The following is a 19,035-nucleotide window of genomic DNA, read 5'->3' as shown; positions in this document are numbered from 1 at the left end:
TTGCCGGCCCCGGCCCTTCTTTTTGGGGTGTTTCGGCCTTCCCGTGTTGTGGGGGGTGCGCCCCGCAGCCCCCCCCCGCCCCCGCCCCCCCGGCCGCCCCCCCCCCACCTGGTGAGGAGGCGGCCGGGAGGTGCGTCGCGGGCGAGCTCAGGCGCAGCCCGTGCCGTCCGCGCGGCAGACCACGCCGTCGAGCGGGGCCGGGTCGGCGGCCTGCCTGGCCTGGGCGTCGAGGACGGCCTTGCGGAGCTGGGCCGCGGTGGGGACGCCCTCCAGGCGGATGTCGCCGACGAGGATGGTCGGGACGGCCTGGACGCGGTTGGCCTCGGCCTCGCGCAGGGCGTCCTGGTGGCGCTCGTAGTACGTGCCGTCCTCCAGCGCCTTGCGGTAGGCCGGCCCGTCGAGGCCGATCTCCTCGGCGAGGGCGACGAGGACGTCGAGCTGTCCGAGGTCCAGGTTCTCCTGGAAGAAGGCCCGGAACATGCGCTGGTTGTACGCGTCACCGAGGCCCTGCTCGACCGCGAACTGCCAGCCCTCGAAGGCGAGTCGGGTGTACGGCTGCGGCGAGACCGTGGGCAGGGTGATGTCCACGCCCAGGCGGCGGGCCATCGGGTAGACGGCGCGCTTCCAGATCTCCGGCAGGTACGGGTCCTCCGGGCGGAGCGTCGGCTTCGGCTCGGCCCGCAGCTCGAACGGCTTCCACTCGATCTCGACGTCGAGGCCCTCGACGGCCTCTTCGAGCGGCCCTTCCGCCAGCATGCAGAAGGGGCACACGTAGTCGGACCAGACCTGGATCCTGACCTTGGTCGCGGGGTTGGTTTCGGTGCTCACCGGCGGGCGCTCCCTTGCCTGGTCAGGTACTCCTGGAACGGCACCTCGTGGCCCTCGACCGGCAGGTGGGTGGTCCTGACGCCCCACTCCGTCGGGTCGGTGCGGTAGATGCTGTACGAGGAGGAGTAGTCGAAGCCGTACTGGGCCGCGGTCCTGCGGTCGGCGGCGTAGACGATGTGCTCGACGCCGAAGTAGAGGGCGACCTGGTAACACATGGCACACGGCTCGCCGGAGGCGATGAGCGTGGCGCCGTGGGCGGCGAACGAGCCGTGCTTCGCCGTGGCGTTGCGCAGGGCGACCACCTCCGCGTGGGCGGAGGCGTCGCGGTCCTCGCGGACCCGGTTGAAGCCGGTTCCCAGGATCCGGCCGTCGTGGCGGACCACGACGCCGGAGAACGGGATGCCGCCGGTCGCCACGTGCTCGCGGCTGATGCGGACCGCTTCCAGGACCTGCCTGGTCAGCTGCTGGTGCTGCTGGTGCTGTGCTTCGGTGGTCATGCCGGCATCCCCTAGACCGCGGTCAGCCGCAGGATGATCGCGCCGCCGATGATGGACGCGAAGGACAGCAGGCGGGCGAGGGTGATCTTCTCCTTGAAGATGATCGCGCCGAAGACGACGGTGCCGACGCCGCCGATGCCGGTCCAGATGGTGTAGCCGACCGAGACGTCCAGGTCGAGCAGGGCGCGCGAGAGCGTGTAGATGCCGCCGGCCGCGGCGAGCAGCGTGAGGACGCTGGGCCACAGGCGGGTGAAGCCCTTGGTGGCGTTGGTGCCGAGCGCGAAGAGGATCTCGAAGACGATGGCGATTCCGAGGTACACCCAGGTCATGGGAACGGCTCTCTCTGCTGGAGGGTGAGGTTCAGGGGCTGATGGCTGAGCGGGGCGGTGCGGTGCCGTGCGTGCGTGCGGGTGCGCGGGTGCGCGTGCGGGTTGCCTGCACATCGGGGGGTGGTGCGGGCGCCCACAGGCGGTGCGGGGCGTACGTGCGCGGGCCGTACGTGCGCGGGGGCGTACGTGCGTGGGCCGTGCGTACGCGGGCCGTACGTGCGCGGGGGCGTACGTGCGCGGGCCGTGCGTGGTCGGAACCGACCGGTCAGACCGTGACCTTCGGGTCCGTGCTCGTCGCCGTCGGGCGCGCCGCGGTGGCCGCGCCCGCGGCCTCCGCGGCCGCCTTCTTGTCGGCGGCGATCTTGTCCGTGATGCGCAGGGTGGTGCCGCCGCCGATGATCAGGACGAAGGCGAGGACCTTCCAGATCGTCATCGGCTCGTCGTAGATCAGGGTTCCGAAGATCACCGTGCCGACGCCGCCGATGCCGGCCCAGACCGTGTAACCGACGCCCACGTCGATGTACTTGAGGGCCTGGGACAGTGTGAAGATGCCGCAGGAGGCGGCCGCGGCGGTGAGCAGCGAGGGGCCGAGGCGGGTGAAGGCGTGGGTCGCCTCGGTGGAGAGCGCGAAGGTGATCTCGAAGAGAGAGGAGAACAGCAGCCAGGCCCAGCCGATGTTGTTCTGGTTCTTCTGTGTCGAGTCCGCGGACACGTGAGCTCCTTGGTTGTTTGTCCGTGCAAGTTGTAGGCCGCCATGAGGGGCCCAAGGACGTTTCGGAGATAGCCAGGATCTTGCATGGTCATATAACCTGTTGTCAAACCCCTGTCAGAGGAGAGGTACATGAACAACACCGCAACGACACCTCCCGCCGCGACCTCCGACCAGGCCGTCTGGGACCGCGTCCTCACTCTGCACACGCACGTGGAACGGGAGCTCGCGACCGCCCTCCAGCGCCGGCACGGCATCGGCCTCTCCGAGTACCGGGCCCTGGAGAACCTCGCCGCCTCCCCCTCCAGCGAACTGCGGATGCAGGAGCTGGCCGACAAGATCGGGCTCGGACAGTCCTCGGTCACCCGGCTCGTCGAGCGCCTCAAGGGCGCCGGCTACGCGTTCAAGGACCTGTGTCCGTCCGACAAGCGCGGGGTGTACGCGGTGATCACGGACGAGGGCCGCAGCCGCTACGTGGCCGCCCGCGCGACCTACGCCGAGGTCCTCTCGGGCGCCCTGAACTCGCACGGCGCGGACCCCGCGCTCGCCGCCACCGTCGCCGCCCTGCGCAGCGCCCGCCCGGCGTAGCCCGTACGGCGCCCACAAGCCGTCAAGCCCGCGCGGCCCGCACCTCCACACCCGCGCGCGCCCGCGCCTCCGCCACTACACGCGCCCGCACCTCCGCCCCCACGCGCGCCTCGCCCCGGCGGCGCCCGCCCCGCTTCCCGCTCCCCCCTTCCCCCGTTCCCGCAGCCGTCGTCTCTTGGCGCCTCTCCCCCGAGAGGCGCCAAGAGGCGACGGCTTCTTTCGTGTTCACGCGACTGCAGCGCGTGCTTCACGCTGCCGCATGACACAGGGTGTACTTGTACGTACAAGCGGTGAGCTAGCTCACAACGGAACCGACTAGTACATGCTTGCGGATGCATGGATCGCCGCCCTAATGTCTGCTGCGGCGCCGATCGAGAGCGGTCGGGACCTCGCCGAATCGCACAGCGCTTGGCCCATCTTTTCCACATCATCCGGGGGAAACGTGCCATCGCCCAGCCTTGTCCGAAACCTTGCCGCGCACGCCCGGCGGCACCCCTCCTCACCGGCCCTCCTGCTCAACCAGGAGCTGGTGACCTACGGCCGATTAGCCGAACGTACGACGCAGTTAGTGCAGCGGCTCCGAGCCGCGAACCTGCCGGCCGACCGGCCGGTGTGCATACCCGCCCGCAAGGACCCGGCGACCGTCGCCCTGATGCTCGCCGCGTTCACCGAATCCCTCGTCGTCCTCGCCCCCTCGGCGGAACTCGGCGAGGACGCGCTGGACCGGATCTGCCGACAGGCCCGGGTCTCCGCGCGACTGTCCGTCGCCGCCACAAGTGCCCACGACGCCGACCACGACGGCGACCGCGACCGCGACGGTGACGACGATCTGCTCATCGAGCCCGTACCCGCGGACGAGACCGCCGCGGAGGGCTTCGCCCGGCCCCTGCCGGACCGGACCCGACTGCTGCTCACCACCTCCGGGTCCACCGGAACCCCCAAGCTGGTGCCGATCGGCACCGACGCCTTCGACGCCTTCGCGGCCTGGGCGACGGCGGAGTTCCGGATCACCTCCCAGGACGCCTCGCTGTCCTACGCCCCGCTCAACTTCGACCTGGCCCTGCTCGACGTCTGGACCTTCCTCGGCGCCGGCGCCCGGGTGGTCCTGGTCGACCGGGCGAAGGCCACCGACGGCCCCTATCTGCGCGGTCTCGTCGCCGACACCTCCGTCACCTTCGTCCAGGGCGTGCCGCTGCTCCACCGCCTTCTCACGGAGGGGAAGACGGAGGAACCCGGCGCCACCGCGTTCGAGCAGGTCCGCGAAGTGGTGTTCACCGGGGACGCGATGCCCCAGAGCTTGCTCAAGCAGTGCGCAGAATCGTTTCCTCACGCACGTTTCCACAACGTGTACGGGTGCACCGAGACCAACGACAGCTTCATCCACCCCGTCGACCCGCACACCGCCGAGGGAAAGCTCCCGATCGGCCGGCCGCTGCTCGGGGTCGAGGCCGACGTCCTCGACGACGACGGCCGGCCGCTGACCGGCCCGGGCACCGGCGAACTCGTCGTCCGCACCCCCTTCCAGACCGAGGGCTATCTCCAGCAGTCCCTCAACCAGGCCGTGTTCGTGGAGCGCGAGGCCCCACACGGCGAGGACGGACAGCGCCAGGTCTTCTACCGCACCGGCGACATCGTCACCCGCGACGCCGAGGGCACGTACACCCTCGAAGGCCGTTCCGACTGGCAGGTCAAGGTGCGCGGAGTACGCACCAACCTCCAGGAGGTCGAGTCCGTCCTCGCCCAGCACCCCGACGTCGAGGAGGCGGCCGTCGTCGCCCTGCCCGACACCGAGGCCGGCGTCCGGCTGCACGCCCGCGTCACCCGGCGGGCCGGCGCCACCCTCAGCTCCCTCAAGCTCCGCTCGTACGCCGGGGCGAACCTGCCCCGGCACGCGATCCCGTCCACCGTCCGCATCAGCGAGCTCCCGTTGCCGCGCACCTCGACCGGCAAACCCGACCGCAACAAGATCAAGGAGGAGATCAGCGCATGAGCGCCGCCCCGACCCCCACGCGTGACACCCAGGACCAGGACATCGCCGGAGAGATCCGCGCGCACCTGCTCGCCACCTACCTCAAGGGCGAGGACGTCACCGCCGAGGACCTCACCGGCGACTACGACCTCATCGAGTCCGGTGTCATCGACTCCCTCGGCCTCGTGAAGCTCATCCAGTACATCGCCAACACCTACGGGCTGCCGGTCGACGACATCGAGATCAGCCCGGACAGCTTCCGCTCGATCGACGCCATCAGCGAGACGGTCCGCAGGCACACCGCCGGCTGAGCCGCGCACCGACCACCCCAGCGCTGAACATCCCTTCTCTCAAAAGGAGTTATGCCATGTTCACCCGTACTCTCGAGGACGTCACCCCGGTCGAGTGGGGCAACGGCACCAGCCACCGGCTGCTGACCGAGGCCGACAAGATGGGCTTCACGGTCTGCAAGACCCTGGTCCGCGCGGGCACCAACTCCGCGCTGCAGTACCGCAACCACCTGGAGGCCTGCTACTGCATCGGCGGCTCGGGCGCGGTCGTGCACAAGGACGGCACCGTCTACAAGATCACCGAGGGCACGATCTACGTCCTCGACGAGCACGACCCGCACTACCTCATCGCCTCCGAGCACGAGGACCTGCACCTCATCTCCGTCTTCAACCCGCCGCTGACGGGCACCGAGAAGCACAGACTCTCCGAGGACGGCTTCTCCCAGTACGAGGCCGCGGTGCCCAGCGCCCAGCACTGAGTCCGCCCACGAGCCCGGCCGGGCCGCCCTTCCCCTCCCCCCACCGCGGCCCGGCCGAGCCCGCCCGTACCAGAAAGGAAAACCGTGGACGTCGACCTCGTCGCCCCGTACGCCGACATCCTCAACGCCGACCTCGCGGAGCTGGACGCCGACGCCGTCTTCTCCCGCACCAAGTGGCAGGCGATCAAGGACAGCGGCATCCTGCGCACCCCGTTCAAGGAGGAGTACGGCGGCGCCGGGCGCAGCTTCACCGAGACCATGCGGGTCCTGGAAGGGCTCGGCTACCTCTGCCGGGACGCCGGCATCGCCTTCTCCACCTCCACCCAGATCGTGTCCCTGGCCACGCCCCTGGAGAAGTTCGGCTCGGCGGAGCTCAAGGCCCGCTACCTGCCGCGCATCCTGTCCGGCGAGGCCGTGACCGCGCACGCCATCACCGAGGAGTCCGGCGGCTCCGACGCCATGAACATCACCACCACCGCCGTCCGCGAGGACGACCACTACGTCGTCGACGGCGGCAAGATGTTCATCACCAACGCGCCCGTCGCCGACCTCTTCCTCCTCTACGTTCGCACCGGCAGGCCCGGCCCCTTCGGCCTCACCTGCCTGCTCGTCGAGCGCGACACCCCCGGCCTGGAGATCGGCGCGCCCATGGACAAGCTGGGCCTGCGCACCTCCCCGATCGGCCGGCTCACCTTCGACAAGCTGCGCGTGCCGGTGGACCGGCGGGTCGGCGCGGAGGGCGGCGGCTTCCTCGTCCTCGACTACGTGATGAAGCGCGAGATCCTCTACGCCTTCTCCCTCACCCTCGGCGAGATGCGCCACCGCCTGGAGACCGTCCTCGCGTTCGCGGCCAAGCGGACCCAGTTCGGGCAGCCGATCGGCAGCTACCAGGCCGTCAGCCACAAGATCGTGGACATGCGGATCGCCGTCGAGACGGCGGCGAAGTGGCTCGCCGACACCGGCGCCAAGGCCGAGCGCGGCGAGGACATCTCCCTCGACCTGGCTGCCACCAAGATCGTCGTCTCCGAGGCCAACGTGCAGACCGCCCTGGCCGCCGTCCAGATCCACGGCGGGCGCGGGGTCCTCACCGAGTACGGCGTCGAGCGCGACCTGCGCAACTCCGTCGCCGGAACCATCTACTCGGGCAGCAGCGAGATCCAGCGCAACCGCATGGCCGCCCTCCTCGGACTCTGAGCTAGGAGCTCTCCCTCCCATGAGCATCGCCCTCGACGAAGTACACGCCCTCACCCGGCACACCGCCTTCCTCGACCACGAGTCCGACGAGGTCCAGAACTTCGTGGACTCCGTCGTCACGGACCGGTCCGCCGACCGGCGCGAGAACGCCGTGGCGCTCTACTACGCCGTCCGCGACGGCCTCGACTACGAGGTGTACGGCACCGACCTCAGCCCCGAGGGGATGCGCGCGTCCAGCGTCCTCAAGGCCGGCCAGGGCTTCTGCCTGCACAAGTCGATCGTGTACGCCGCCGCCGTCCGCGCCCTCGGCATCCCGTCGAAGCTGGTCTACGGCGACGTCCGCAACCACCTCGCCAGCCCGCGGCTCATCGCCCACATCGGCGGCGACGTCTTCTTCCACGGCCTCACCCAGGTCTACCTGGACGGCAAGTGGGTCAAGGCCACGCCCGTCTTCAACAAGCTGCTCTGCCGGCTGTACGGGATGGACGCCCTCGAGTTCGACGGCACCGCCGACTCGCTCTACCACCCGCACTCCAGCGAGAGCGGCAAGGGCGCCATGGAGTTCCTGAAGGACCACGGCGCCTTCGACGACGTCCCGTACGACTTCGTCATGTCCCGCATGCGGGCCCAGCACCCCGGCTTCCTCAGCGGGGACGGCGACGGCACCGGGACCGTGCGGGGCGGCTCGCTCGCCGCCGAGGCCGACACCGTCAACGCCGCACACTGAGGAGCGACGAACATGAGCAGCACCACAGCCCCCTCCGACGGCTGGGACGCCACCACCCGCATCGGCATCGTCGTCCCGTCCGCCGACATCGGCCCCGAGGCCGAGCTCCAGGCGGTCGCCCCCGCCGCCGTCTCCGTGCACGCCTCCCGCATCGACTTCGGCGGCATGCTGCCCGGCGGGCACATGGTCGCGGAGAAGATCCCGCAGGACCCCATCGCGGCGTTCGTCGAGCCCCCGGCCGTCGACAACGCCGTCAAGCTCCTGGCCGACTCGCCGCTGCACGCGCTCGTGCTCGGCTTCACCAGCTCCTCGTACGTCCTCGGCGCCGACGGTGAGCGGGCGCTGTACGAGCGGCTCGCGCCGGTCACCCGGGACATCCCGATCACCGGCACCGCCCGGGCCGCCGTCGCCGGCTTCCGCGCGCTCGGCGCCGAGCGGATCGCGATCGTCAACCCGCCGTGGTTCGACGACAAGCTCTCCACGCAGGGCAAGGAGTACTTCGAGTCGCAGGGCCTCACCGTCGTGCACCACGGCCCCGTCGGCCTGCCGTCCGAGCAGACCGCGATCACCCCGCAGAACCTGTCGGAGTGGATCCGTACGACCGTCGCCGACGCCCGCCCCGAGGCCATCCTCGTCGCCGGCAACGGCATCCGCGCCGTCGGCACGATCAAGGGCCTGGAGGCCGAGCTCGGCTTCCACGTGCTGACCGCCAACCAGGTCGTCCTGTGGCACGCGCTGCACCTGGCGGGCGCCGCCGCGACCGCCCGTACGATCACCGACTACGGGCACCTCTTCCAGGTCGCCCCCGCCGCGACCGCCCGTACGATCACCGACTACGGGCACCTCTTCCAGGTCGCCCCCGCCGCGCCCGTCGAGGCCGCCGCGCCCAGGGAGGCGTGACGGCATGCTGCCCGCCGACGGCTACGTCGCCGAGTTCACCACTCCCGAGGGCGACGTCTACCGCACGCCTCTCGTGTGCTGGCGCGAGGACGGCCCGTACGTCTATGGAGTGACCCTCCACAAGGGCGGGCTGCGCCGGGCCGAGGAGCTTCCCGGCTTCACGCGCTACGCCGTCAGGCCGGAGTGCGCCTGCGAGGCGGCCGCGGCCACGGCGTCCGTGGCCCCGGGCCTCGCCAGGCAGCTCGCGAACCGGTAGGCACGGGGTCCCCACGGCCGGGGACGGCCGGGGACGCAAAGGCCCGTGCCTGCCCCGCCGGCCCGCCCGCTCCCCCGGTTTCCGTCACCGGGGAGCGGGCGGGCCATCGCGCGTGGGGCGACGGAATACGATCGGGGGCGTTGGCAGCTGCCGATGACAACGAGTCCAGTCGCACTCCACTCGAAGGAGAATCCACATGGCGCAGGTCGCGCTCAAGGGCAACCCCGTAACGGTCGACGGCGTCCTGCCCGCGCAGGGCACCGACGCCCCCGCGTTCACCCTGGTCGGCGAGGGTCTCGCGGACAAGTCGCTGAAGGACTTCGCGGGCAAGCGCAAGGTCCTCAACATCTTCCCGAGCGTCGACACCCCGACGTGCGCCGCGTCGGTCCGCGCCTTCAACGAGAAGGCCGCCGAGCTCGACAACACCGTCGTGCTCTGCATCTCCGCCGACCTGCCCTTCGCGCAGGCCCGCTTCTGCGGCGCCGAGGGCCTGGAGAACGTGCAGAACCTCTCCACCTTCCGCGGCCGCGAGTTCCACACCGACTACGGTGTCGCGATCGCCGACGGCGCGCTGGCCGGCCTGACCGCCCGCGCGGTCGTCGTCCTCGACGAGAACGACAAGGTCCTGCACACGGAGCTCGTCAACGAGATCTCGCAGGAGCCGAACTACGAGGCCGCGCTTGCCGTCCTCTGAGGGTCCTCCGAGGGCACTGCTCATGCCGCGTCGGCCCGCTCCCGGAGCATTCCGGGGGCGGGCCGACGCCGTTGCCGCCTACGATCCGACCATGGGTGTCAACGCTCACCGGAATTCACGCTCGTACCTCTCCCTCTGGTCGAAGGACTCCTTCCTGTCGATCGGCTCCGTCGGGTCGTTCATGTCGATCGGGTCGGTCGGGTCCGCGTTCTCGATCGGCTCGGTCGGATCCTTCCTCAGCGTCGGATCGCTGCTGTCGGCCCGCTCGCGCTGGTCCGTCATGGCCTGGCGGTCCGTGCGCGGGGTCATGACCGACCGCGGCCGCCGGTCAGGGCGGCCGGGAGGCGGGGTGCCGCGCCGAGAGGGAGACTGAAGGGGTAGCACGGCCGTCTGACAGGGGTGCCCGGCCGGGTGCCCTGGAGGAGTCGTCATGGGCGGTACGGCTGTGGAGAGCCTGCGCGAGCTGCTGCGCGGCGAGGTGACCGGACCTCAGGACGCCGGGTACGACGAGGCCCGGGCGGTCTACAACGCGATGATCGACCGGCGGCCCGCGGTGATCGCGCGGTGCGCGGACACGACGGACGTCCGGGCCGTGGTGCGCTACGCCCGCGACACCGGCATGGACCTGACGGTGCGCGGCGGCGGCCACAGCGGCGGCGGGCTCTGCCTCGCCGACGGCGCGCTGATGCTGGACCTGTCGGGGATGCGCTGGGTGCGGGTCGATCCGGAGAGCCGGACGGCGGTGGTCGGCGGCGGCAGCCAGCTCGGCGACCTGGACCACGAGGCGCACGGCTACGGGCTCGCCACGCCCGCCGGGATCATGTCGACGACCGGCGTCGGCGGGCTGACCGTGGGCGGCGGGCACGGATATCTGACCCGGGCGTACGGGCTGACGGCCGACAACCTCCTCGCGGCGGACGTGGTTCTCGCCGACGGATCGTTCGTGAGGGCTTCGGCGGACGAACACACCGACCTGTTCTGGGCGTTGCGCGGCGGCGGCGGCAACTTCGGCGTGGTGACGGCCTTCACGTACGCGCTGCATCCGGTGGAGACGGTGGGCTTCGGCGTGACCGTGTGGGATCCGGAGCACATCGGCGCGGTGCTGCGCTGGTACCGGGAGTACCTGCCGGCCGCGCCCGAGGAGCTGTACGGCTTCTTCGCGACGCTGACCGTGCCGCCCGGGCCGCCGTTCCCGGAGGAGATCCACCATAAGAAGATGTGCGGGGTGGTGTGGTGCCACACGGGCGCGACGGACGAGGAGAGCCTGGCGAAGGCGTTCGCGGACGTCGCCGACCCGGCCCGGCCCGCCTTCCACTTCGCGGCGCCCGTGCCGTACCCGGCGGTCCAGTCGATGTTCGACGGGCTGATCCCGAAGGGGCTCCAGTGGTACTGGCGCGGTGACTTCTTCGACCGGATCACGGACGGCGCGATCGACGTGCACCGGACCTTCCTGGAGAACATCCCGACCGAGCTGTCGACGATGCACCTCTACCCCGTCGACGGCGCCGCCCACCGCCCCGGCCCCATGGACACGGCCTGGGCCTACCGGGACGCGGTCTGGTCCGGCGTGATCGGCGGCATCAGCCCGGAACCGGCGGAGGCGGAGGGCATCCGCGACTGGACGGTGAACTACTGGGAGGCGCTGCACCCGCACTCGATGGGCGGCGCGTACGTCAACTTCCTCGGCGCGGACGAGGGCCAGGACCGGGTCCGGGCCACGTACCGCGGGCACTACGACCGGCTGGCCGAGGTGAAGCGGGCGTACGACCCGGACAACGTGTTCCACCACAACCAGAACATCAGGCCGGCGGAGGGCTAGGGGCCGCTACCGGGCCAGGGGTTACCGCACCACGTCCCAGACCTGCTTCTGCAGCCCGTTCGCGTACACCTCGTGCTCGACCAGCGTCAGCTTCTGCGCGTCCTTGTCCGTCGTGCTGAACAGACGCTTGCCGGCGCCGAGGAGCAGCGGGAAGACCAGCAGGTGGTAGCGGTCGATCAGGCCCGCGTCCGACAGGGCCTGGTTGAGCGACGCGCTGCCGTGCACGATGATCGGCCCGCCCTCGGTCTCCTTCAGGGCGGCGACCTCGTCGACGGACCGCAGGATCGTCGTCTCGCCCCAGTTCGCCACCAGGTCGTCGTCGGTGAGGGTGGTGGAGACGACGTACTTCGGCATCTCCTTGTAGTCGGCGAACTCGGCCATGTCCGGCCACACGCCGCTGAACGCCTCGTAGCTCACCCGCCCGAGCAGCATCGCCGTGGCCTCCTGCTGCTCCCGCCCCTTGATCTCGAACGCCTCGGGCAGGAACTCGGTGTGCTTGAAGGTCCACCCGGAGTTCCGGTAACCGGGCTCGCCACCGGGGGCCTCGACGACGCCGTCCAGGGAGATGAAGGCGGAGGTGATGAGCGTACGCATGGCAGGTTCCTTGTTCTCTTCGTTGTGTCTCGGTCGTGCGCGCTGTTCTCGAAGGTACAGACGTCAGCCGGGCAGAAAACTCATCGCCCGACGGAGATATATACTTGAAGAGATCGGATATACACCCCTTGCGGAGGGCGCCATGTCCAAGACCCTGGTCGACATCGACGACGAAATGCTCGCCCGCGCCCAGCAGCAGCTCGGCACGAAGACCAAGCGGGACACCATCAACCGGGCGCTGACCATAGCGGCGGCGATCGGCGCGGACGACCGCGCGCGGGCACTCCAGTGGCTTCAGGAGAACGCCGAGGACTACCTCGACTTCGACTTCCTGGAGGAACAGGAGCGGTCCGGGCGATGAGCTACCTCGCCGACACCTCGGCAGTCTGGCGGCTGCTGCGAGGCAAGGTCGGGTCGCCGTGGCCCGAGCTCACCGCGCGCGGGCAGGTGGCGATCTGCCCGCCCGTGGAGGCCGAACTGATGAGGAGCCTGCGGTCGGGGCGGGACCACGACCCCTTCTTCAAGCAGCTGAACCGCACCTTCACCTGGGTACCCGCGCCCGACGACCCCTGGCCCGACGTCATGGAGATCCAGGAGGAACTGCTCCGGATCGGCCACCACCGCGGCCCCTCCCCCCTGGACATCCTGATCGCACTGACGGCAGAGGAGCATCAGCTGACACTCGTCCACGTCGACGACGACTTCGCCGCCGTCGCGAAGGTGCGCCCCGGCATCTCCATGATCCGCCTCGACGTCGCCTGACCCGGTCAGGGTGGGGCGTGGTGGGCACGGGGGTCAGGAGGGTCCTCGGGTCGAGGGTCCCTACCCCGCCACCAGCCTGACGGCCAGGACGACGATCAGCGTGCTCGACGCCAGGGCCGTGACCAGCCTGCCGCGCGGGCCGGTCAGGGTGCGGGCGAGGAGGGTGCCGCCGGTGGCGAGGAGGAGTTGCCAGGTGGCGGAGGCGAGGAGGGCGGCGAGGACGAAGACGGTGCGCGTGAGGGGCGTGGCGGGGGCGGCCGGGCCGGTGGCGAGGACCAGGGCGGCGAAGTAGATCACCGTCATGGGGTTGAGCAGCGTGATGCCGAGGAAGGCGAGGTAGGCGCGGCCCGGCGTCAGGGTGGCCGCGCCGTCGTCGCGGGTGGCGAGGCGGCCGGTGCGGTAGGTGCGGACGGCCGTGCGGGCGGCGCGTACGGCGAGGGTCACCAGGACCAGCGCGGAGAGCCACCGCAGTGGCGTCGTCACCGGGGCGAGCAGGGGGACGAGCACCGAACCGCCGGTGACCGCCACGAGCGCGTACCCGCCGTCGGCCGTGGCGACGCCGAGCGCCGCGCCCGCTCCCGTACGCCAGCCGGCGCGCGCCGTGACGGCGACCAGGTAGGCGCCGACCGCGCCGACGGGGATCGCGATGCCGTAGCCGGCGAGCAGGCCGGCCACCGCCGCGGCGATCACAGGGCGGCGGGGATCGCTCCTGCGGGGGACCCGGGCTGCTGCTGTCGGCGGTAGGCCGAGCCGTCCTTCGTACGGGCCAGCTGGCCGCCGATCACCAGATAGCGGCGCAGGGCCGGGAAGTCCGCGTGCACGGTCTTCAGGGCCTCGTTGACCTCGCGCTCGCTGTAGACGCGGGCCGGCTGGAAGAGCGTGGCGGCGAGGTGGTCGAGCAGGGCGGCGCGGCGGGCGGGCCGGCGCGGGATCGCCTTGAGGCGCCCGTCGGCGGTGAACAGGTCGGCGGTCATGGCACGCAGCTTGACGCCCGGCCGCCGCCGACCGCAAAGGAATTAGCCGCCGACGATCACGTTCACGGCCTCGTCGATCTTCGGCGTGGCCTGCGGCGCGCCGACCGACTGGAAGATCGGTGCCGCCTTCTCCATGAACGCCCGGAAGGCGTTCTCCGACTCCCAGAAGTCGATCACGCGCCAGCCGCCGGTACCGTCCGGACCGGCCGAGTGGGCGAGGAAGCCCTCCGGCGGCCACCAGGGCGCGGTGGTGATCTGCGCGTGGAGGCTCTCGTACATCTCTCGTGTGACGTCGGGCTGCTCGACGGTGACGACGACGGGCATGGTGCACTCCTCGGGAACGTGTGGGGGCGGGATACCGACCACCAGCACAGCAGTTGGCACCCCGCCCCGCACCACGGCCACGCCCGATCGGGCTACCTCCGGCTACCTCCCCAGCCGGTAGCGGATCTTCTTCACCAGCTCCTTCAGGTCCGGCGCCCGCAGCAGGCTGTAGTGGTCGGCGTCCAGCTCCACCACCGTCGGCGGGCGCGTCGACCAGCCGGTCGTGCCCTCCAGGAAGGAGTAGTCGTCGCCCTGCGCCTTGAAGATGGTGACCGGGCAGGATACCTGACGCTCGGTCAGCTCCTTGAAGGTGTACGTGAAGTCGAAGGTCTTCTCGACGATCGTGATGATCCGGGCCACCAGCTCCGGGTCGAGCGCCGGGAACTGCACCGTCACGTGCTTCGCGAAACTCGCCGCGTCCGTCGCCGGCACGTCCGCGAGCGCGCCCGCGAAGACCGAGTACAGGATCTGGGTGAAGCCCGGGTTGTCGTACGAGGCCCCGCCGGCCGCCGACTCCGCGCGCACCTTCGGCGAGCCCGGCGCGATCAGGAACAGGTGCTCGACCTGCTCCCCCGCCGCCTCAAGCAGGTGCGCCGACTCGAAGGCGACGCGCGCGCCGAAGGAGTAGCCCCACAGGGTGTACGGGCCGGAGGGCTGGCGGCGCCGGATCGCGGCGACGTCGGCCGCGGCCATCTCGCGGATGGTGTCGTACGGGGTCTCGCCGCGGTTGATGCCGTGCGCCTGGACGCCGTAGAACGGGCGGTCGATGCCGATCTCCTCCGCGAGGAAGCGGAGGTTCATGGTGTAGCCGCCGAGGCCCGGCCAGCAGTAGACCGGCGACTGGGCGCCGTCCGCGTGCAGCCGGACGAGCCGCGACGCCGGGGCCGCGGCGGCGCCGTCGACGCGGTGGGCGAGCTTCTCGATGGTCGGGCACTCGAAGAGGATCTGCAGCGGCAGCGCGGCGGCCGTGCCCGACTCGCCCGCGAACTCGCGGTTGATCTTCGTGATGAGCGCGACCGCGATCAGCGAGTTGCCGCCCGACTCGAAGAAGTCGTCCAGGACGGAGACCGCCTCGACCTCCTCGTACTTCAGCGCCGCCGCCCAGATCTCCGCGAGCCGCTGCTCGGTGCGGGTCCGCGGCAGGACGTGCGGGCGGCCGTGCAGACCGGCGTTGACGACGGCGAGGTCGGCGAGCGCCTTGGCGTCGACCTTGCCGTTGGCGGAGAGCGGCAGCCGGTCGAGGACGACGACCCGGTTGGGGATCATGTAGTCGGGCAGGTGGTTCGCCAGGTCGTCGCGGATCATCTCCGCGGGGCCCTTCATGTGGACGGAGTCCTCGTACATGCCCTCGCTGAGCCGCTGCTCCTCGCTGATCCGGCCGCCGACGAAGAAGTACGAGGGGCCGGTCGGCCGGCCGGCCGCGGCGAGCACCTCGTCCATGCGGCGGGCGGCGGGCAGCGGGTTGCCGGACATCGAGCTGTAGCCGGAGGACATGAACCCGAGGCCGTGGACCTCCGAGCCGAGCTGGAGCCGCTGCAGGGCGCGGCCGAGGTCGATGTACGAGCGCCAGGACGCGTCCGGGCCGTCCGTCCGGGCGACCACGGTGACGCCGAGCGAGGCCCGGTCGTACACCGCCTGGTTGATCGCGATGACGTGCTTCTTCTCCACCAGGCCGGCGGCGACGCGGACCAGCTCGCCGTTCTCGTAGGCGTACTGCCCGGCCGCCAGGTCCGCGATCCGCTCCGGGTGCGCCTGCACGTACAGGTCCACGTCCGGTTCGGCCACCGACTCCTCGTCGTACGGGACCAGTTCGAAGACCGCCAGGTCCGCGCCGTCGTCGGGGTCGCCGCCGCGCAGCGGGCGGATGTCGAGGCCGAGCGGCGGCAGGATCTCCTCGAAGAGGCCGACCATGTGACCGGTCTCGATCTCCAGCACCTCGCGGATGTTGTTCTTGTAGACCGGCTCGATCGCCTCCCACTTGCCGTGGAAGGCGAAGCGGACCAGCGGCTCGCCCTCCGCCGTACCGGCCCGCATCAGGAACAGCCGGTGGTGCACCGGGTGGTAGTAGTACGTGCCCGGCTCCAGGCCCGCGATGCCGCGCACCTCCACGTACAGCTGCGTCGCGTAGAGCGCGCCCGGCGAGGCGTAGCCGTACTTCGGCAGCAGCCGCTCCTCGCTGAGGAACTGGCCGAACCAGCGCAGGATCTCGCCCAGGTCGGCGGCCGCGAGGGTGCCGATCGCGCGGGAGCCGATGCCCTCGGGGCGGCGGGCCAGTGCGCCGAGGACGTCGGCGCGGGTGACCGGGCCGCCCTCGTAGAAGCGGTAGGTCTTGCGGGCGAAGACGGTGCGGCGGGTCCGCTCGCTCGGCGTGCGGCCGGGCAGTTCGACGACCGGGCGGCCGGCGAGCGCGGACGCGTCGAGGGTGCCGGCGTTGGACAGCTGCGCCTTGACCTGGAGCTTGGACTCCTTGGACTGGTGGTGGGCGCCGTGGTTGCCCTGGTCCATCAGGGCGGCTTCCTTCGGGGAGAGCTCGACGCAGGCGACCAGGTTCTGGAAGCCGGTGCGGGGCTCGTTCTTGACGATGACGGCCGCGTTCTTGACCCAGTCGTGGTTCTCGATGGCGAGCGCGATCTCGTCGAGCTCGACGCGGAAGCCGCGGAGCTTGATCTGGTTGTCGGCGCGGCCGGCGAACTGGACGGTGCCGTCCTCGTTCAGCGTCGCCAGGTCACCCGTACGGTACAGCCGCTCGCCGGTCTCGCTCGTGATGAACTTCTCGGCCGTGAGCTCGGGCCGGTCCAGGTACCCCCGCGCGACCTGGACGCCGCCGATGCACAGCTCGCCGTCACGTATGTGGAAGCTCGTCTCGTAGGCCGGTCTGCCGATGGGGATCGCGGCCGGGCCGTCGGCGACGGTGGCGCGGTCGACGGTGTGGGACGAGGCGTTGATGGTGCACTCGGTGGGGCCGTACAGGTTGACCAGTTCCGCGTCGGGCAGCTCGGCGAGGACCTGGACCGCGAGGTTGCGGGAGAGGATCTCACCGCCCGAGTAGACGCGGCGCAGGGTGGTGCAGGAGCCGAGGCGCTCGGTGTCGACGAGGGCCTGGAGGAGGGTCGGCACGCACTGGAGCATGGTGGCGCCGTGCCGCCGTACGGTGTCGATGAGGCCCTCGGGGTCGCGGTAGACGCCGGGCGGCCCCATGGCGACGCGGGCGCCGACGGCCGGGGCGAGGATCTCCCACTGGGCGGCGTCGAAGCTCATGGGGGTCTTCTGGACGACGGTCTCGCCGGGGCCCAGGTGGTGCTCGGCGGCCATCCACCGCATCTGGGCGACGATCGAGCGGTGCTCGACCATGACACCCTTGGGCTTGCCGGTGGAGCCGGAGGTGTAGATGACGTACGCGAGCTGGGACGGCTCCAACTCGGCGTCGACGAGCGGCTGTTCCTCGCCGGCCGTGCGCCAGGCGTGCTGGACGGCGTCCTTGAGGGTGACGACGGTGGTGCCGGGCGGGGCGAGCTCGGTGACGCGCGCGCGGAAGCGTTCCTGGGTGAAGACGATGCGGGCGCCGCTGTCCTCGATCATGTAGCGCAGGCGCTCCTCCGGGTACTCCGGGGAGAGCGGGACGTACGCGCCGCCGGAGAGCACCACACCCCACGTACCGATCACCAGTTCGAGTGACGGTTCGACATGGACGCCGACGCGGTGGTCGGCGGCGACGCCGAGGGTGCGGAGGTAGCCGGCGAGGACGGCGGCGCCTTCGTGGAGCTCGCGGAAGCTCAGCGTTTCGTCGCCGAAGGCTACGGCGGTGTCGTCCGGGCGTGCCGCCATCTGGGCGTGCAGGAGCTGGTCGAGCGTGGGCATAAGGTCGTCCCTTCGTCTGCGGGCCACGGGGCGCGGGGGTGGGCCGAGCGGGCCGGGCACGTGCCGGCCGGTGGGGGGTTGCGCCCACCCGTTCCGCCCTGCGGAACAAATGCCCACAAACCCCCCACGCGCCCAGCGCGCCCACACCCCCGCGCCATGGCGCCCGCCCCCGCGGGCTCAGCGGTAGATGAGAAGTTCCTGCTCCGTCGCGCCCGTCAGTTCGTAGCGGGTCCGTACCAGCGGGCGTCCTGAGTAGATGCGGATCAAAGTGGCGGCGTCGCCGTGGAAGCGGGCCGGGTCGCGGCCCTCGATGGCGTTGCCGAGGTCGACCTCGCCGCCGCGGTCCGCCAGGGTGCCGACGAGGCGGGGGGTCTCCCGCTTGCGGCTGGTGACGGAGAGCAGCGGCAGGGCCAGGTCGAGGGCGTCGCCGCAGTAGGCGCCGGGTTCGCCGAAGGCCTCCCGTACGTCTCCGGCGTGCACCCACTCGCCGAGGGCGACCGCGTCGAGCCGGCCGTCCTCCCGCTCGGCGATGACCGGCCCGGCCTCGGTGAAGCCGCGCTCCAGTTCGTCGAGGATCCGGCCCAGCGGCCAGTCCTCGCGCTCGGCCACGTCGCAGGCGTTGGCCTCGGGCAGGAACACGCCCTCCTCCAGCCTTCCCTCGACGATCCTGATGAGCGCCGCCGCGCAGTGGGCGAGCACCTGCCGGGCGGTCCAGCCCGGGCAGGCGGTGCGGTTCTCGTACGCCTCCGCCGGTGTGCGGCGCAGCAGCGGCATCAGCAGGTCCCGCTCCGTCTTCAGGAGACGGTCCGGGAGCCACGGGTCACGTGGTGCCTCCTCAAGGCGGTCGGTACACACGTGCGGCCTCAGTAGCGGTAGTGGTCCGGCTTGTACGGGCCCTCGACCGGGACGCCGATGTACGCGGCCTGCTCGGGGCGCAGCTCGGTGAGCTTCACGCCGAGGGCGTCGAGGTGGAGGCGGGCGACCTTCTCGTCGAGGTGCTTCGGCAGCGTGTAGACGCCGACCGGGTACGCGTCCGTCTTCGTGAAGAGCTCGATCTGGGCCAGGGTCTGGTCCGCGAAGGAGTTCGACATCACGAACGACGGGTGGCCGGTGGCGTTGCCGAGGTTCAGCAGGCGGCCCTCGGACAGCACGATGACGACCTTGCCGTCGGGGAAGGTCCAGGTGTGGACCTGCGGCTTGACCTCGTCCTTCACGATGCCGGGGATCCGTGCGAGGCCGGCCAT

At 71.0% G+C, this 19,035-nt stretch carries 24 protein-coding genes; 12 read left to right on the top strand and 12 right to left on the bottom strand.

The annotated features are described in order from the left end of the window. Positions 1–147: 147 nt before the first annotated feature. From ACWEJX_RS34640 to ACWEJX_RS34625, 4 genes are all read right to left on the bottom strand, one after another. Positions 148–828: a DsbA family oxidoreductase gene (locus ACWEJX_RS34640; protein WP_451611388.1), complete on the bottom strand. Its 681-nt coding sequence runs from the start codon at positions 826–828 to the stop codon at positions 148–150. Beyond that, on the bottom strand, positions 825–1,325 hold the full coding sequence (locus tag ACWEJX_RS34635) for a nucleoside deaminase (protein WP_451611387.1): 501 nt from the start codon (positions 1,323–1,325) through the stop codon (positions 825–827). The genes ACWEJX_RS34640 and ACWEJX_RS34635 overlap by 4 nt, the downstream gene beginning before the upstream one ends. Positions 1,326–1,336: 11 nt before the next feature. After that, the gene (locus ACWEJX_RS34630; RefSeq protein ID WP_403799584.1) at positions 1,337–1,654 is read right to left on the bottom strand and encodes a DMT family transporter; all 318 of its coding nucleotides are present in this window, start codon (positions 1,652–1,654) and stop codon (positions 1,337–1,339) included. Positions 1,655–1,919: 265 nt separating this feature from the next. After that, the gene (locus tag ACWEJX_RS34625) at positions 1,920–2,366 is read right to left on the bottom strand and encodes a DMT family transporter (protein WP_451611386.1); all 447 of its coding nucleotides are present in this window, start codon (positions 2,364–2,366) and stop codon (positions 1,920–1,922) included. Positions 2,367–2,495: 129 nt separating this feature from the next. Here ACWEJX_RS34625 and ACWEJX_RS34620 point away from each other — a divergent pair, with 129 nt between their 5' ends. From ACWEJX_RS34620 to tpx, 9 genes are all read left to right on the top strand, one after another. Continuing rightward, the gene (locus tag ACWEJX_RS34620) at positions 2,496–2,951 is read left to right on the top strand and encodes a MarR family winged helix-turn-helix transcriptional regulator (protein ID WP_403799589.1); all 456 of its coding nucleotides are present in this window, start codon (positions 2,496–2,498) and stop codon (positions 2,949–2,951) included. Positions 2,952–3,393: 442 nt separating this feature from the next. After that, the gene (locus tag ACWEJX_RS34615) at positions 3,394–4,941 is read left to right on the top strand and encodes a class I adenylate-forming enzyme family protein (RefSeq protein WP_451611389.1); all 1,548 of its coding nucleotides are present in this window, start codon (positions 3,394–3,396) and stop codon (positions 4,939–4,941) included. Further along, positions 4,938–5,231, top strand: coding sequence for an acyl carrier protein (locus ACWEJX_RS34610; protein WP_451611385.1), 294 nt, complete (start codon positions 4,938–4,940; stop codon positions 5,229–5,231). Before ACWEJX_RS34615 ends, ACWEJX_RS34610 begins: the two co-directional genes overlap by 4 nt. Positions 5,232–5,287: 56 nt before the next feature. Continuing rightward, entirely contained in the window at positions 5,288–5,689 is a 402-nt protein-coding gene (locus ACWEJX_RS34605; protein ID WP_451611384.1) for an ectoine synthase, read from the top strand. 84 nt (positions 5,690–5,773) lie between these two features. Beyond that, positions 5,774–6,883: an acyl-CoA dehydrogenase family protein gene (locus tag ACWEJX_RS34600; protein WP_451611383.1), complete on the top strand. Its 1,110-nt coding sequence runs from the start codon at positions 5,774–5,776 to the stop codon at positions 6,881–6,883. A 19-nt stretch (positions 6,884–6,902) separates the two neighbouring features. Next, a complete protein-coding gene (locus ACWEJX_RS34595) occupies positions 6,903–7,610 on the top strand; it encodes a transglutaminase-like domain-containing protein (RefSeq protein ID WP_451611382.1) in 708 nt (235 codons plus the stop codon). Positions 7,611–7,622: 12 nt separating this feature from the next. Further along, positions 7,623–8,510 (top strand): maleate cis-trans isomerase family protein, encoded by an 888-nt coding sequence (locus tag ACWEJX_RS34590; protein ID WP_451611381.1) that lies wholly within the window; start codon positions 7,623–7,625, stop codon positions 8,508–8,510. A 4-nt stretch (positions 8,511–8,514) separates the two neighbouring features. Then, complete coding sequence (locus ACWEJX_RS34585) at positions 8,515–8,766, top strand: DUF6253 family protein (RefSeq protein ID WP_403799609.1); 252 nt, start codon at positions 8,515–8,517, stop codon at positions 8,764–8,766. 196 nt (positions 8,767–8,962) lie between these two features. Beyond that, positions 8,963–9,460: a thiol peroxidase gene (gene tpx / locus ACWEJX_RS34580; protein WP_451611380.1), complete on the top strand. Its 498-nt coding sequence runs from the start codon at positions 8,963–8,965 to the stop codon at positions 9,458–9,460. 105 nt (positions 9,461–9,565) lie between these two features. On the opposite strand, the gene ACWEJX_RS34575 is transcribed toward tpx, so the two are convergent. Further along, on the bottom strand, positions 9,566–9,769 hold the full coding sequence (locus tag ACWEJX_RS34575; RefSeq protein ID WP_451611379.1) for a hypothetical protein: 204 nt from the start codon (positions 9,767–9,769) through the stop codon (positions 9,566–9,568). A 121-nt stretch (positions 9,770–9,890) separates the two neighbouring features. Between ACWEJX_RS34575 and ACWEJX_RS34570 the strand changes: the two genes are divergently transcribed. Continuing rightward, positions 9,891–11,279, top strand: coding sequence for an FAD-binding oxidoreductase (locus ACWEJX_RS34570; RefSeq protein ID WP_451611378.1), 1,389 nt, complete (start codon positions 9,891–9,893; stop codon positions 11,277–11,279). Between the two features lie 21 nt (positions 11,280–11,300). Here ACWEJX_RS34570 and ACWEJX_RS34565 read toward each other — a convergent pair whose 3' ends face one another. Next, positions 11,301–11,873 (bottom strand): dihydrofolate reductase family protein, encoded by a 573-nt coding sequence (locus tag ACWEJX_RS34565; protein ID WP_451611377.1) that lies wholly within the window; start codon positions 11,871–11,873, stop codon positions 11,301–11,303. 142 nt (positions 11,874–12,015) lie between these two features. On the opposite strand from ACWEJX_RS34565, the gene ACWEJX_RS34560 reads away from it, so the two are divergent. Next, positions 12,016–12,234 carry a type II toxin-antitoxin system VapB family antitoxin gene (locus ACWEJX_RS34560; protein ID WP_451611376.1) on the top strand — a complete coding sequence of 73 codons (219 nt, stop codon included), beginning with the start codon at positions 12,016–12,018 and terminating at the stop codon, positions 12,232–12,234. Continuing rightward, on the top strand, positions 12,231–12,635 hold the full coding sequence (locus ACWEJX_RS34555; RefSeq protein WP_451611375.1) for a PIN domain-containing protein: 405 nt from the start codon (positions 12,231–12,233) through the stop codon (positions 12,633–12,635). The genes ACWEJX_RS34560 and ACWEJX_RS34555 overlap by 4 nt, the downstream gene beginning before the upstream one ends. Before the next feature lie 60 nt (positions 12,636–12,695). Here the strand turns inward: ACWEJX_RS34555 and ACWEJX_RS34550 are convergent, their stop codons facing one another. The 6 genes from ACWEJX_RS34550 to ACWEJX_RS34525 form a co-directional block, all read right to left on the bottom strand. Continuing rightward, positions 12,696–13,325, bottom strand: a complete 630-nt coding sequence (locus ACWEJX_RS34550; RefSeq protein ID WP_451611374.1) for a LysE family transporter — start codon at positions 13,323–13,325, stop codon at positions 12,696–12,698. Then, a complete protein-coding gene (locus ACWEJX_RS34545) occupies positions 13,322–13,609 on the bottom strand; it encodes a DUF2087 domain-containing protein (RefSeq protein ID WP_451611373.1) in 288 nt (95 codons plus the stop codon). Before ACWEJX_RS34545 ends, ACWEJX_RS34550 begins: the two co-directional genes overlap by 4 nt. Before the next feature lie 42 nt (positions 13,610–13,651). Beyond that, positions 13,652–13,933 carry a hypothetical protein gene (locus tag ACWEJX_RS34540; RefSeq protein ID WP_451611372.1) on the bottom strand — a complete coding sequence of 94 codons (282 nt, stop codon included), beginning with the start codon at positions 13,931–13,933 and terminating at the stop codon, positions 13,652–13,654. A gap of 102 nt (positions 13,934–14,035) precedes the next feature. After that, positions 14,036–17,791: an amino acid adenylation domain-containing protein gene (locus tag ACWEJX_RS34535; RefSeq protein WP_451611371.1), complete on the bottom strand. Its 3,756-nt coding sequence runs from the start codon at positions 17,789–17,791 to the stop codon at positions 14,036–14,038. 177 nt (positions 17,792–17,968) lie between these two features. Continuing rightward, complete coding sequence (locus tag ACWEJX_RS34530; RefSeq protein ID WP_451611370.1) at positions 17,969–18,646, bottom strand: maleylpyruvate isomerase family mycothiol-dependent enzyme; 678 nt, start codon at positions 18,644–18,646, stop codon at positions 17,969–17,971. Between the two features lie 8 nt (positions 18,647–18,654). Continuing rightward, a partial coding sequence (locus ACWEJX_RS34525) for an adenosylhomocysteinase (protein WP_451611369.1) occupies positions 18,655–19,035 on the bottom strand: 381 nt, incomplete at its 5' end.

The organism is Streptomyces sp. NPDC004788 (assembly GCF_053601115.1).
Note: the sequence above shows the minus strand (reverse complement) of the source record. Positions and strands in the feature narration are given on the sequence as shown.

What these genes read in the sequence shown, in the direction of transcription:
- ACWEJX_RS34635 (WP_451611387.1), bottom strand. Translation starts at nt 1,325, where the DNA reads ATGACCACCGAAGCACAGCACCAGCAGCACCAGCAGCTGACCAGGCAG.
- ACWEJX_RS34630 (WP_403799584.1), bottom strand. Translation starts at nt 1,654, where the DNA reads ATGACCTGGGTGTACCTCGGAATCGCCATCGTCTTCGAGATCCTCTTC.
- ACWEJX_RS34620 (WP_403799589.1), top strand. Translation starts at nt 2,496, where the DNA reads ATGAACAACACCGCAACGACACCTCCCGCCGCGACCTCCGACCAGGCC.
- ACWEJX_RS34610 (WP_451611385.1), top strand. Translation starts at nt 4,938, where the DNA reads ATGAGCGCCGCCCCGACCCCCACGCGTGACACCCAGGACCAGGACATC.
- ACWEJX_RS34605 (WP_451611384.1), top strand. Translation starts at nt 5,288, where the DNA reads ATGTTCACCCGTACTCTCGAGGACGTCACCCCGGTCGAGTGGGGCAAC.
- ACWEJX_RS34595 (WP_451611382.1), top strand. Translation starts at nt 6,903, where the DNA reads ATGAGCATCGCCCTCGACGAAGTACACGCCCTCACCCGGCACACCGCC.
- ACWEJX_RS34590 (WP_451611381.1), top strand. Translation starts at nt 7,623, where the DNA reads ATGAGCAGCACCACAGCCCCCTCCGACGGCTGGGACGCCACCACCCGC.
- ACWEJX_RS34585 (WP_403799609.1), top strand. Translation starts at nt 8,515, where the DNA reads ATGCTGCCCGCCGACGGCTACGTCGCCGAGTTCACCACTCCCGAGGGC.
- tpx (WP_451611380.1), top strand. Translation starts at nt 8,963, where the DNA reads ATGGCGCAGGTCGCGCTCAAGGGCAACCCCGTAACGGTCGACGGCGTC.
- ACWEJX_RS34575 (WP_451611379.1), bottom strand. Translation starts at nt 9,769, where the DNA reads ATGACCCCGCGCACGGACCGCCAGGCCATGACGGACCAGCGCGAGCGG.
- ACWEJX_RS34570 (WP_451611378.1), top strand. Translation starts at nt 9,891, where the DNA reads ATGGGCGGTACGGCTGTGGAGAGCCTGCGCGAGCTGCTGCGCGGCGAG.
- ACWEJX_RS34565 (WP_451611377.1), bottom strand. Translation starts at nt 11,873, where the DNA reads ATGCGTACGCTCATCACCTCCGCCTTCATCTCCCTGGACGGCGTCGTC.
- ACWEJX_RS34560 (WP_451611376.1), top strand. Translation starts at nt 12,016, where the DNA reads ATGTCCAAGACCCTGGTCGACATCGACGACGAAATGCTCGCCCGCGCC.
- ACWEJX_RS34555 (WP_451611375.1), top strand. Translation starts at nt 12,231, where the DNA reads ATGAGCTACCTCGCCGACACCTCGGCAGTCTGGCGGCTGCTGCGAGGC.
- ACWEJX_RS34545 (WP_451611373.1), bottom strand. Translation starts at nt 13,609, where the DNA reads ATGACCGCCGACCTGTTCACCGCCGACGGGCGCCTCAAGGCGATCCCG.
- ACWEJX_RS34540 (WP_451611372.1), bottom strand. Translation starts at nt 13,933, where the DNA reads ATGCCCGTCGTCGTCACCGTCGAGCAGCCCGACGTCACACGAGAGATG.
- ACWEJX_RS34535 (WP_451611371.1), bottom strand. Translation starts at nt 17,791, where the DNA reads ATGCCCACGCTCGACCAGCTCCTGCACGCCCAGATGGCGGCACGCCCG.